Origin of the sequence: Asaia siamensis (assembly GCF_014635085.1) — a bacterium.
GTDB lineage: Bacteria > Pseudomonadota > Alphaproteobacteria > Acetobacterales > Acetobacteraceae > Asaia > Asaia siamensis.
This window is the reverse complement of the sequence record NZ_BMCH01000001.1, coordinates 212293-225792: the sequence shown is the minus strand read 5'-3', so window position 1 is coordinate 225792 and position 13500 is coordinate 212293. Positions and strand designations below refer to the sequence as shown.

General features: G+C 60.9%; 8 protein-coding genes. 3 read left to right on the top strand and 5 right to left on the bottom strand.

All coding sequences use genetic code 11. The features are described from left to right. Window positions 1-31: 31 nt before the first annotated feature. Window positions 32-715 (bottom strand): phosphoadenylyl-sulfate reductase, encoded by a 684-nt coding sequence (locus tag IEV53_RS00900; RefSeq protein WP_188425363.1) that lies wholly within the window; start codon window positions 713-715, stop codon window positions 32-34. Window positions 716-809: 94 nt separating this feature from the next. Next, window positions 810-2213 carry a siroheme synthase CysG gene (cysG, locus tag IEV53_RS00895; protein WP_371869803.1) on the bottom strand — a complete coding sequence of 468 codons (1404 nt, stop codon included), beginning with the start codon at window positions 2211-2213 and terminating at the stop codon, window positions 810-812. Window positions 2214-2375: 162 nt separating this feature from the next. Here cysG and IEV53_RS00890 point away from each other — a divergent pair, with 162 nt between their 5' ends. Together IEV53_RS00890 and IEV53_RS00885 are read left to right on the top strand one after the other, a co-directional pair. Continuing rightward, the gene (locus IEV53_RS00890) at window positions 2376-3143 is read left to right on the top strand and encodes an SDR family oxidoreductase (RefSeq protein WP_188424696.1); all 768 of its coding nucleotides are present in this window, start codon (window positions 2376-2378) and stop codon (window positions 3141-3143) included. 141 nt (window positions 3144-3284) lie between these two features. After that, the gene (locus IEV53_RS00885) at window positions 3285-6839 is read left to right on the top strand and encodes a PAS domain-containing protein (RefSeq protein WP_188424694.1); all 3555 of its coding nucleotides are present in this window, start codon (window positions 3285-3287) and stop codon (window positions 6837-6839) included. 124 nt (window positions 6840-6963) lie between these two features. Here the strand turns inward: IEV53_RS00885 and IEV53_RS00880 are convergent, their stop codons facing one another. From IEV53_RS00880 to IEV53_RS00870, 3 genes are all read right to left on the bottom strand, one after another. Beyond that, the gene (locus IEV53_RS00880; RefSeq protein ID WP_188424685.1) at window positions 6964-9402 is read right to left on the bottom strand and encodes a mechanosensitive ion channel family protein; all 2439 of its coding nucleotides are present in this window, start codon (window positions 9400-9402) and stop codon (window positions 6964-6966) included. Between the two features lie 208 nt (window positions 9403-9610). Next, entirely contained in the window at window positions 9611-10831 is a 1221-nt protein-coding gene (hemA, locus tag IEV53_RS00875) for a 5-aminolevulinate synthase (RefSeq protein ID WP_188424683.1), read from the bottom strand. 143 nt (window positions 10832-10974) lie between these two features. Beyond that, window positions 10975-11742, bottom strand: a complete 768-nt coding sequence (locus tag IEV53_RS00870; RefSeq protein ID WP_188424682.1) for an EAL domain-containing protein — start codon at window positions 11740-11742, stop codon at window positions 10975-10977. A 442-nt stretch (window positions 11743-12184) separates the two neighbouring features. On the opposite strand from IEV53_RS00870, the gene IEV53_RS00865 reads away from it, so the two are divergent. After that, complete coding sequence (locus IEV53_RS00865; protein WP_188424680.1) at window positions 12185-13453, top strand: MFS transporter; 1269 nt, start codon at window positions 12185-12187, stop codon at window positions 13451-13453. Window positions 13454-13500: the final 47 nt, after the last annotated feature.

Below are 13500 nucleotides of genomic sequence, written 5' to 3'. Positions count from 1 at the left end.
CGGGGGGACGCCAAACTCATGTTATGCTCCGTTATCGCGCAGGCAGGTGAATGCCGCATTCGGTTTTGGTCTGACCGGCCCAGCGACCGGCTCTCGGGTCTTCGCCTTCCGCCACGGCACGCGTGCATGGAGCACAGCCGATGGAACGAAAGCCGAGGGCGGTCAAAGGATGGCGAGGCAGCGCACGACGGGTCATTTCCGCCTCGATCCGCTCGCCAGTCCAGGCAGCCAGAGGGTTGATCTTGGCACGCCCGTCATCAAGCGGCTCGAATACCGGCATGGCGGCGCGGGTCGCAGCCTGTCCGCGTTTGCGTCCGGTAATCCACGCATCGAAGTCGTTTAAAGCCGCGTCCATCGGCTCGACCTTGCGCAGGGCGCAGCAGGCGTCGGGGTCGAAATCGGCCAGCATGTCCTGAGGGTCACGGTCATGCAGCGCCTTGTCGCTCGGCCCGACCGAACGCAAATTGGTCAGGCCCAGAAACCCCGCAAGCTTATCACGATAGGCCAGCGTTTCGGGAAAATGACGGCGCGTTTCCAAAAAAAAGACCGGAAAATCGGCGTCAATCTCGGCAATCATGGCCAGCAGCAGGGCGGATTCGGCACCGAAAGACGAGACGAGCGCAACGCGCCCGTGAAGCAGTTCCATGGCATGTGCCAGCAGCCTGTCTTCAGGGGTCTTTTCGAGGATCTGCCGTTCTGTCTGGGTCAGGGCCATGACTGAATAAATCCACATCAATTGATCGCTTATTGCGACAATATGCCCGACATAATGGCTCAGACTGCGTCGTGCAATGGGTAATCTACGAACTTCACGTTTCTTGATGGTGAATTATGCGGCGGTGATTGACCACCTCACCCACCAGGGTCAAGGCAGGACTGACAACCTGTCGTTCGATCACCAACGCAGGCAGGGTGGCCAATGTTGCGACATGCACGCGCTGGTCATGCCTTGTGCCATGCTCGATGACCGCCGCAGGCCAGTCGGGCGGCAGGCCATGAGCCATCAACTGAGCGCAGAGATCGGCCATGGGCGCAAGTCCCATATAGATGGCAAGCGTCTGACCTTTTTTCGCAAGGCTCGCCCAGTCGAGATTGAGCGTGCCGTCCGCGCGCGCATGACCTGTCACGAAAACGCAGCTCTGGGCGCAGTCGCGATGAGTCAGAGGAATACCCGCTGCGGCTCCGCAGCCACTGGCCGCCGTGATGCCAGGTATGACGCGAACGGTTACGCCCGCATCGACCAGCGCCTCCATTTCCTCACCACCACGACCGAAAATGAAGGGATCGCCCCCCTTCAGGCGCAGCACACGCTCGCCTGCTTTGGCGCGCCGGATCAGCTCTTCATTGATGCCATCCTGTGGCAGACTGTGCTTGCTGCGTTTCTTGCCGACGAAAACACGCTCGGCATCGCGGCGTACGCGATCCATGATCGCAGGCGGAATAAGCTGATCGTACAGGACGGAATCGGCGTTTGACATCAGACGCAATGCCGCCAGCGTCAGCAGATCCGGGTCGCCGGGACCCGCCCCCACAAGCCACACCTCGCCCTGCCGGGGCACGCCGTTGAGTGCGTCCTCGAGGCTGCGCCGTGCGGCCTCGTCCTCACCACGCAACGCCTGCTCGGCACCGGGACCATCGACAAAGTTCTCCCAGGCGCGACGACGGATGAGCGTGTCGGGCTGGGCCTGTTTGATCCAGTTACGCTGGGCCTGCATGAAACGGGAAAGACGAGACAGCCCCTCGGGCAGAAGCGCCTCGATCTGCATCCGCAGCCGACGCGCCAGAACCGGCGCCGCGCCATTGGTCGATATCGCAATCTGGACCGGCGTCCGGTCGATGATGGCAGGGGTTATGAAGGTCGAGGGATCAGGATCATCAACCACGCAGATCGCCACGCGCCATTCTCTTGCCGCAGCGGCAATGGCCCGATTGAGCGCAAAATCATCGGTCGCGGCAAAAACCAGCCGCATCTCCGGCAGGAGCGCTGGCAAGGCCTCCAGAGTGATGGAATCACCAAGATGGGTCACCCGTCCAGATGCGACAGCCTGTGCGATCTCGGGGTCATCCACCCTTCCCAGAACCGCGATGTCAGAGCATCGGCCCAGCAGAAGGCGCAGCTTGTTGGCGGCCACCTGCCCGCCCCCGATCACGAGTGCGCGTGCATCGTCCAGACGCATGGCAATGGGGAGATAGGTCGCTTCCTTGGTCATCATCCCTGTATGGCGTGCGCTCGGACAATCGCCAAGATGCCGGGGCGGCAACAAAACGACGTGGTGCCCTGTCTTGTAAGAAACCACACGAAAATGTCGGCTGGGCAGGTTCGGCAAGCCTGTTAGCATACCCACAAGATGAGCCCCGACCTGAAGGAATTCGCGATGTCCGACCCTGTTCTGTTTTCCCTCAAGGGTCGACGCGCCCTGATTACCGGCGCCTCACGCGGGATCGGCTTTACCCTGGCGCAGGGGCTGGGCAGTTTTGGCGCCGAGATCATTCTCAACGGGCGCAAGGCTGACGCGCTGGACACCGCCCGCGCCAAGCTCGAGCAGGAAGGAATCGCAACACGGGGCGCCGTGTTCGACGTGACCGATCAGGATCAGGTCATTGCCGGTATCGAAGCGGTCGAAAAGGAAGGGCCAATCGATATCCTGATCAATAACGCAGGTATCCAGTTCCGCGCGCCGCTCGACCAGTTTCCGCGCAATGAATGGGACCGCCTGATCTCGACCAATCTCAGCTCGGTCTTTTTCGTTGCCCAGGCTGTCTCGCGTCACATGATTGCCCGCAATCGTGGCAAAATCATCAATATCTGCTCGGTCCAGAGCGAACTCGCCCGTCCCGGCATCGCCCCCTATACGGCCACAAAAGGCGCGGTGAAGATGCTGACCAAAGGGATGGCAACAGACTGGGCCCGCCACGGCCTTCAGATCAACGGTCTTGCACCGGGGTATTTCGAAACCGAGATGAATGCAGCGCTGGTTGCCGATGAGAAATTCTCGTCCTGGCTCTGTCAGCGCACTCCTGCCGCGCGCTGGGGCAAGGCAGAAGAGCTGGTTGGCGCGGCGGTTTTCCTGTCATCGGATGCTTCCAGCTTCGTCAACGGCCATATACTGACAGTTGACGGTGGATTGACGGCGTCAGTCTGAGCCGTCCTTAATTCCGTGTTTACGTATTGATGCTTCTGACGCTATGACTCGTCTTGGTTGAGCGGGCCCGTCGGCATTCCTTCCGAAGACGCCCTCCCTCCCCCTGAATGCCGGGGTGCCTGAAAGCGGGGGGCGATCATCATGATGCTTATGGAGCACGCAGGGGCAGACCCGTCGAGCAGTGACGGCGGGCTCCACCATCATGCCCTCCAGCCTCTGCGCGAGGCCTTTCCCGATATCTGTTTCTCGCTTCTCCGGATTGGTGAGGGGCAACCTGTCCATGTCGATCCGAACCGGCATGGCTATCCCGATCTTGCGTTCTGGCAGGAGCATGACTGGGCGCGCAATACCCCCTCAGAGGGCGTGCAGTCCTTTTCCGGCTGGTCCTTTTATCCTTTTGGCGTCCCGGTTTCGGGAGCGATCGCCATCAATACCCGACGCTCACAGATGGAGCGCCGTCATGATCGCACGATCCACGCCCATGCGCTGCTGCTCGGCGCCCTTTATGGGGGGGACCATGCCCCCCCTGCCCGGACAGACACCACCGTGCAGACACACCCCGCCTCGCATGTTGAAAAGAGCCCCTTGGCACAGCTGGGCTTCTTTCTGTGGAGTGCCGAGACCGGCAAGCTTACCGGCGATCCGCGCATGGCCTCTCTTTGCGGTCTGTCCCGCGAGGCATTGCGGCTGGGTGTGACCTGGCCTGATTTCATTGCCTGCATTCATGAGGATGATCGCCCACCCCCTCATCTGTCACCGGTCGAATGGCTTTTCAGCGCCCCGCAGGCGGGCGTGCGCCTGCGGGGCGCTGATAATGAGACGATCCGTGTCCATATCAGTGCACAACCCCATGGTCAGGATTGCACCGGCACGCTGATCGATATCGGCCATGATGACAGACTCGCCCTGAGAACAAGCCAGGCTTTCATCAATGCGATGCTGGTCAGTGCGAATGACTGCGTAAAAATTCTCGACCTCGATGGCGTCATTACCTTCGTCAATCATGGCGCCGTTCTCGTGCTCAATCTGTGTGCACCATCAGATATGATCGGCGTTTACTGGCCCGATGTCTGGCAGGAACGCGGTCGTGCTCTGGCGCTTGAGGTCATTGAGGCCGCGCGCGCCGGCCGAACCAGCCATTTTCAGGATTACGTCGAAACCGCCGACGGGCGAAAGCGGCTATGGGACGTCGTCGTAGCGCCCATTCTGGGGCCCGATGGCAAGCCCGAACGCATTCTGGGCATCTCGCGCGACATGACTCTCGCCAATCAGGAGCATGAACGCCTCGAACTCGCTCTCGCTGCAGGCACGATTGTCGGTATGTGGCTGTGGGACGCCAAGAGAAAGCTGGTGAGCGGCGATTTGCGTATGGCCGAAACACTCGGCCTGCCGCCTGACGAGCTGGCCGAAGGCGTCAGTTTCGAGCGCCTGCTTCAGCATGCCGCCCCGGAAAACAGACCTGATATCGAGGCAGCGCTCGACGTCGCCCTTCGCGAAAACAAGCAGTTTCGTTGTGAGTTCAGATTGCTCGATGACGGCACACGCCCTGCACGCTGGCTCGAGGCGAACGGCTCGTGCACCTATGATCCGCAGGGGGAGATCAGCAATTTCCCTGGTATCCTGCTTGATATCGACGGCCCCAAGCGGCAGACGCTCAAGCGCGAAGCCCTTGTCGTTTTTGGCGATGAACTACGCGCGCTTACCAGCGAGGCAGAGATTGTCGAACTGACGTCGCGCACGCTGGGCCTCACAATAGAGGCCGATCGCGCCGGGTTCGCCGATGTCGATCGGGAGCGCGAACTGGCGCATGTGACCGATAGCTGGCGACGGGATACCAGTTTCCCTGATGTTTCAGGGCTCTATGCGTTCCGGGCCTACGGCTCCTACATCGAATTGCTGAAACGCGGCGAATGCGTCGCCATCGACGATGTGCGCACCGACCCGCTGACCGCCGAACAGGCCGAGGCTTTCGCGCCCCTCAGGATCAGTGCGCTTCTCAATGTTCCGATCATGGAAAACGGGACGCTGCGTGCCGTAATCATCGTGCATTTCGCCCACCCCCATTGCTGGGACGAGATCACACTCTCATTCGTCAGAACCGTCGCTGACCGAAGCTGGGCAGCCATCAGACAGGTACGCGCTCAGGAAGCCCTGCGCCGCATGAACGAGACGCTTGAAGAGCAGGTTCTGCGTCGCACCCGTGAACGCGATCGTCTCTGGGCCATCAGCGCCGATCTGCTCGCCCTGACCGATCGTGACGGCAAGCTGCGCTATCTCAATCCCAGCTGGGAGCGTTGCTTCGGCCCCAAGGCGCTGAGCTGGATGGGAAGCAAGATCGAGCAGCTCGTGCATCCGGCCGATATGGCACGCGCTGCCGAAGCTCTCACCATGTTGCGCGCCGGGCAGCTCGAACACGGGATTGATCTGCGCTTTCTGCATCAGGATGGAGAATGGCACACATTCAACTGGTCCGGTTCCACCGAGGGTGACGACATCTATCTGATCGGGCGTGACGTCAATGACCGTATCGCGCTCGAAGACCAGCTGCGCCAGTCGCAGAAAATGGAAGCCGTTGGTCAGCTGACCGGCGGTCTCGCCCATGATTTCAATAATATTCTGGCTGGCATCGGCGGCGCCCTCGACCTGCTCGGCCGAAGACTGGAACAAGGGCGCACCGACGGTCTGGATCGCTATATCGTGGCCGCCAGAGGCGCGACCGATCGGGCCGCTGCCCTGACCCATCGTCTGCTTGCCTTCTCGCGCCGTCAGACGCTTGATCCACAGCCCGCCGATATCAATGCGCTCATTCTGGGCATGCAGGATCTGATCAGCGGCACGATCGGCCCCGGTGCCGTACTCGAACTGAAACTGGATCAGGCCATCGGCCCGGCTCTGGTCGATACGAACCAGCTTGAGAATGCCCTGCTCAATCTGGCGATCAATGCCAGAGACGCCATGCCAGACGGCGGCACACTGCGCATCGCGACCTCCTATGCAAAGCTCGGCATTCTCCAGGCAGAAGAATGGGGACTGCGCCCCGGCCGCTACCTCGTGCTCTCGGTCACGGATACCGGCGTGGGCATGAGCGCCGATGTCATGGCCCGAGCCTTCGACCCGTTTTTCACCACCAAGCCGATCGGCAAGGGAACGGGGCTTGGGCTAAGCATGATCTATGGTTTTGCCCGGCAATCAGGCGGTCGCGTCAGCATTGCCTCGACACCCAATTTCGGCACATCCGTGCATATCTGGCTTCCGAGCCATGCGACCACGCTTCCCGCAGTGGCCAAACAGCTGGAACACGCGCGTGGCGATGAGACTCTCCGTCACTTGCGGGTGCTGCTTGTCGATGATGAGGAAACGCTGCGATTCACCATGCGCGAGACGCTCGAAGACTGGGGGGCCATCGTTCAGGAAGCTGGCGATGGCACGGCGGCCCTTGCCCTGCTCAACGATCAGGAGCGCCTGTTCGATGTGCTGATTACCGATGTCGGGCTTCCAGGGGGACTCAATGGCCGCCAGCTTGCCGATGCCGCGCGTGTCCTGCGCCCCGGTCTGACGGTGCTGTTCATTACCGGCTATGCCGAGCAGGCACTCTTCAACCGACAGGAAACCGACGAAAAAATTAACATCCTGCCCAAGCCCTTTACCTCGGCGGTGCTTGAGGAAAAACTCCGAAGCGCCCTGCGCGACGCCTGAGCCTTCCCTTTCGCTGACGACAATCCAGATGCTTTTCAGCCTTGCTCGCCGTTTAAGGCACCAGCACAAGTCTCAATCTGTCTGGGGCCCCAGGGCTTTTCTCGTCTGACCAGAGGCGGCGCTATCAGGCGCCTGCCTCCTGCGTGTTCTGGCCCGGTGATCGCTCGGCCGTCTCTTCTTTCTGCGGCACGGGACCGAGCCCCTTCACCTCAACAAAGCGGGTCGGATAAGGCAGATGGATGCCATGCGCCTCGAAGGTCTTTTTCATGCGGCGATAGAACTCGCGCTGGACGGGCCACCGCCCCGCCGTCGTGGTCGGCAAGGTACCGCGCACGGTCACAGAGGTCTGGTTGAGCGCATCCACCCCCCACATCTGGAAATCATCAATGATGAGCGTACCGAAGCGCTCATCTGCACGCATCTCTGCTGTGATTTCATTGATGGCCGCCACAACGTCATCCGTGTCGGTCTCATAGCCCGTCTCGGCAATGATGATCGCTCTGGCAAAATCGCGATTGTAGTTGATGATCTGGCCGAGTGAACTGAAGGGAAAGATATTCATCGAGCCATCATTGGCGCGCACATGCACGGTACGCAGCGACAGATGCTCGACCACGCCATAGGTGCCATTGAGAGTAACGGCATCGCCAACCGTCAGGGCGTTTTCCATCAGAAGGAAAATGCCGTTGATGAAATCCTGCACCAGTTTCTGCGATCCGAAACCGAGCGCCACGCCGAAAATCGAGGCCCCTGCCAGAAGCGGTGCCACGTTCACACCGATTTCGCTCAGGATCGTCAGGCCGATGACAGCCACCAGCAGGACCAGCAACACAATACGGATCATCGGTTGCAGTGTCCGCACGCGGGCAAGACGGGCGGCCCCTCCCTCGAGCGCCCCGACCTTGCGGGCATAGCGCTCAAGCGTGAGGTTTGTCGCCTCCCATACGAGCACGCCAAGAAACAGCGCAATCAAAACAGTCATGGAAGACGAGATCAGCCTGTAGCCGAGCCCTCCGACGCCGAACAATGCCTTGACCGGAGCCCCCCAGGCGCTGGCGAGAGCCAGGACCGTCAGCACAACGATCACGACAGAGGTCACGCGCTGAGCCGGTGCATAATAGCGGCTGAAACGGGTCTGGGTATCCTCGCTGAGCGCCACCCAGCCCGGTGCGGTACGGAACACGCGCTCGAGCACGCCATAAAGGATGATGCTGACAAAGCGCATGAGAACCAGCGCTGCAGCACTGCGCAGAAAGAGCTTCCAGATCGCAGCATAGCCATGATGGATCTCGGCTGCCCAGACCAGCCAGAGCCCCATATCGAAGAACAACGCGACAACCCACCAGACGCGACCGAACAAATGGAGCGCATTAGCACCGATGCCGCGTCTGTCGCCCCGGTCACACAGACGCATGACGCGTGGGCGGCTGCGCATGATCATGACGGCAACCATCAGATGCAGCACTAACGTTACGATCTTGAGCAGGGCCTCGACAACACGATCCGGCAGGCCGCAATCATCGAGCGTCTCGAGGGCTGCTGCCGAGATGCCCGTGGTGATCACGAGCAGCCGCGTCCAGTCGAACAGAAAGACGGCAGCTGAGTCAGATAGCAGGGCAAGGCGCAGCCAGGGGCGCCTGGGCGCCAGAACAGTCCTGACGGCCACGATCAGCCCACCGGCGATCAGGGCCGTTATGCTGAGCGCACGCAGCAGCCCCGTGGTTGATTCATCGGCATCGGGGTCGATCACGATGATCAGCAGCGCAATGAACGGCACAACGAGCACAGGCAGGCTGTCGAGAATCAGGCAGAGCAGACTGTAGGGAAGACGTTTGAGCACCAGCATGAGGCGGGCCAGTGCCCCCTGATGACGCAAGCGCGACAGACGCTCCTTGTCCTGCCCTTCTTCCGACTCTCCGGTGGCTTCGGAAGGTGTCGAGGCGGCCTCACGCTCAACCGCTTCCTCAGCCGCCTGACGATCGTCCTCCCCCTTGATCAGGGCCGCGCGCCCCTTGATGCGGGCCATGGCCTCGATCCGTCCGCGAGGACCACGCAGGAGGAAACGCAGCGCATAGAACAGGCCCGTACTGACAAAAGCGAGCCCCAGCGCCCGAAGAAGAAGCTTCAGGGATTCCTTGCGATCGGCTTCGCTGTTGCGCATATGGCGCCACCAGGGGCCAATCGCACGGACATCGACAACCGTCCGCAACAGCGAATGTGCCTGCGCACTGGCAAGGCGGCTCCAGTCGGTCGCGCTGCCAAGTATCTCCGCGCCCAACCCGTCCGGCTTCAGTTTCGAGGGGCCATTCGCTCCCTGGGTTCCGCCCTGCTGCGCCTGGGTCAGATTCTGCAAGGTGGTGAGAAATTCCTTGCGTCTGGTCTCGTCATTGAGAACCGAGGCGAGTTGTCTGGCCTGTTCGGCGGTAATATGAGGCGCCGCCGTGGTCGCGGGCGCCGTCTGCGCCTGGGCAGAAGGCACCATACCGGCGAAGAGACCGGACATCAGAATCATGAGCGCCGCGAACAGGGCGCGGCACGATGGTGCTCGTGAAATGGGCAGCATCGGAGACTTCCTTGCGGGAGACAGATCGAAATGAAGGCCTTTGCCTATAACAGAGCAGGCAGGCCGGGCAATGCGCAGCGGCGCAAGGCCGCCCCCATCGACATGGCACCAGGCGGAACGCGGGCACCGCCGCGACCGTTGCAGCGCCAGCACTGTCGGGGTCTCAGGCGAGAGCAGGAGCGGGGGTGCAGGACACCCCCGATGCCACTCAGGCCGCTGCGGTCAGACGATGTTCACGCCATAGAACCGAAAGCGCCGATACGAGAGAGTCGATATCCTCGCGACTGTGCAGCGGGCCTGGCGTGATGCGCAGGCGCTCTGTTCCACGGGGGACGGTCGGATAATTGATCGGCTGAATGTAATGACCAAAGCGCTGCAGCAACGCGTCGGAAAGCGCCCGGCAGCGCGTGGCATCCCCCACCATGACCGGCACGATATGAGACGGATTAGCCAGATGGGGGATATTCGCGCGATCAAGGCTCTCGCGTAGCCAGGCGACGGCCTGACGGTGCGCCGAACGCTCGGCCTGACTCTGGCGCAGATGGCGGATGCTGGCGAGCGCGCCTGCGGCCACCATCGGCGGCAACGCCGTGGAGAAGATAAACCCTGAGGCAAAAGAGCGCACGAAATCGCAAAGTGCCGCTGTGCCGGTGATATACCCACCGACAACGCCGAAGCCCTTGCCGAGCGTCCCCTCGATGACCGAGAGCCGATGCGCTATGCCGCGCTCTTCGGCTACGCCACCACCCTGATGGCCATACAGGCCTACAGCATGGACCTCGTCGAGATAGGTCAGGGCGTTGTACCGGTCGGCCAGATCGCAGATCTCTTCGATAGGCGCGATATCGCCATCCATCGAATAGACCGACTCAAACGCCACGATCTTGGGTGTCTCCAGAGGAATCGCCTTCAGCTTTTCCTCGAGATCGGCCACGTCGTTATGGCGGAAGATCATTTTTTCCGCACGGGAATGGCGTATGCCTTCGATCATCGACGCATGGTTGGCAGCATCGGAAAGTACGACGCAGCCCTTGAGGCGGGCAGCAATTGTCCCGAGCGTCGCCCAGTTCGACAGATAGCCCGAGTTGAACAACAGCGCGGCTTCCTTGCCATGCAGCGAGGCAAGTTCGGCTTCGAGCGCCACGTGCTCATGATTGGTGCCGGAGATGTTGCGTGTGCCACCAGCCCCGGCGCCGCTGCGCTCGAGGCTCTCATGCATGGCCTTGAGCACGTCAGGATGCTGACCCATGCCGAGATAGTCGTTGGAGCACCAGACCGTGATGTCGCGTTTCAACCCATGATGATAGGCATGAGGAAACTGGCCTGCATGACGCTCGAGCTCGGCGAAATGCCGATAGCTGCCATCTGCCTTGAGCCCATCAAGGGCTGTCTGGAAATACCGGTCATAGACCGCATCTGCCTGCGCCATCTCTTCTCCTTCTCTTCAGCACCTAGCGCAGAACAGGTTAAGTCGTTGCAGGGCAAGTTAAACTCACGTTATGGGCGCTCCCCTAGAGAGAGGACTGCACCCGACGCCAGACATGCCCTGCAATCAAGCCAGTGAGCCCTGCGTCAGGGACAGGGCAGTGCCTCACGAGACGCAATACGGTCAAGCTCGCGGCAATGTCCCCCCATTTCGTCAAACCCGGCGGAAAGCGCAAAGGCGAACTGCGCCGAAGAGGTGATCCGGCCCAGATGGGTCTTGAGACCCAGAGCATGCATTGCCTCGCAGCTTGCAGCGAAAAACCGCGTCGCCACCGGGTCGAGCCTGTCGGGAGGGGGATTGGAATCGAGGGGGCGCCACAACCCGGTGGGTGTCATGACGAGGGCGGCATCCATGCTGATGCCTGAAACAAGACCAGATGCGGCACGCTCTCGAAGCAGACTCAGACTGGAAGGATCCTGCCCGAAGCGGGTCACCCAGATTTCGACCCCCCAGTCAATGAGAATGGCAAGAGCCAGAGCCAGATCACGACTATCGGCAGCGAGACGCTGCTCATGAAGCGTGAGTCGCAACGCTTCGGGAGGGAACGCCGTCTCTGCGAAGATTTTCTGCAATGCCGAGACGAAATCATTGTCAGGTGCCATCGGGTCGGCGAGTGTCATGGTGATTGAGTGTGCCGTTTTTGCGGAGGTCACGAGTGGGGCCGTTTGTCGACAGATCTCATGCAGTCGCGTCAGATCCGTTTCGGCAACGCCTGAACCCTGAGGGCGCGGTCGCATCTCGCCCTGGCGTCTATGCCTGACAATGGCAGAAATATCAGGCTCTGCTTCCCATCCGATCTGATGAACGGCGTCGTCGCGCAGGCCGAAACGACTTATCCAGCGCGTTTCAGGCACCTGCAGGCGTGCCCTGGTTTTTGCCCCGGTGCGGATTCGACGAGAGCCGGAGGCATTTGGGCCTCGTGCGCCTTTTCCTGCCGCTCCCTTTGCAGGGGCAGGAAGGCCGCTGGGCAACGGAGCATGGTTTTCATGCGAGAAAGACACAGGCCCCACCCGATCGGCGTCCCGTTCGCCTGAACCCGGGACAAATCCGGACTGCCCCGTGTCATGCATCTGCTTTTCCCCATTATGGCACAGGGAAAGACGTTAACAGCAGACCTCTAACAAGCTGTTAACCATCACCAAACATGCTGTCCTGATCACCCGCAGCACACGCGCTCGTGAGATCAGGACTCGATTTTTCAGAAACGGCAATGCAGAATAGGGAGTGAAACGGTCCGCTATCTGACGCGCTTACGTCGCTCTCCCTTCGTTTTCCTTTCTGTTCAAGGACGAGACCATGTCGGCCTCCGCCCGCCCTTCGCCCCTGTCACATCTCCTTGCCTACCCGCCACTCGTCGCCCTCAAGCCCTATTGGCGCGTCACGATTGCGGCTTTCCTCGGCTGGTTTCTCGACGCTTTTGACCAGACGGCCCTGCTTCTGACACTGCCTGACATCTCTCATGATTTCGGAGTGACGATCAGCGCCATGGGGTCGGTCCTGCTGGCCCAGAGTCTTGGCCGGGCCATAGGCAATACGGGATGGGGCTGGCTGGCTGATCGCTACGGACGTCGGCTCGCCTTCCTTCTGGGGGTGCTCTGGTTTGGCGTGTTCTCGGCTGCGACCGGCTTTTCCAACGGCCTGATCAGCATGATTGTCATCCAGTTTCTGTTCGGTATCGGCTTTGGCGGCGAATGGACTGCTTCAGCTGCCCTGCTGATGGAGAGCGTGCCGGGCCGAAGCCGCGCCATGGCATCGGCCATCATGATGTCGGGCTATGAATTGGGCTTTCTCGCAGCAACCGCGGCACAGGCGATCATCCTGCCGCATTACTCGTGGCGCCTGCTTTTCTTCATCGGCCTCGCCCCTGCCTTGCTCGCTCTCTTTATCCGTATCGGCGTGCAGGAGAGCCCGGTCTGGAAACTGAAGCAGGAACAGCGTCTCAACGCCACCGAGGCTGCGCCTGCGGCAAAGGTGAAATTCGTCCTGACCATGGCGGCGGTACAGGCCATCGCCCTCATGTCGTTTCTGGAGTTCCAGAAAGCGGCGATCTACAGCCTGTACCCCACCATCCTGCGCAGTGTTCATCATCTGAGCCCGGCCATGGTCTTCTGGCCCATCGGTTGCTTCTGCATCGGTTCGCTTGTCGGCAAGCTCGGCTGCGGGGCGCTTGCCAGCCGTTTTGGCGATCTGCGCGTCATTATCGGCACATTGATCGTGGTCGTGCTGACGATCTATCCATTCCTGAGCGCCAGTGCCTATCCGGTGCTGCTGATATCCGCCGTTATCATGGGGCTTGCGGCTTCAGGCGTTTTCGCTCTTGTGCCGCATTATCTGGCAAAGCGTTTTCCTTCAGATACGCGCAGCTTCGGCATGGGGCTGAGCTATGCCATCGGGTCGCTCGGGCAGGGCCTGGCGGGCAAGCTCGTGCCTGTCTGCGGGCGTTCGCTTGGCCTGCCTCTCTCGGCCCAGCTTTTCGTCATCGGATCGAGCGTCGTGGTTGGCGCAATCGCGTGGATCGAACCCAAGGAATTGCCCGGCGAGACGATGGAAATCGAGCACGACTGACATCAGAAGCCGTCGCCGAAAACAAAAAAAGCCGGGAGGAGTTCCTC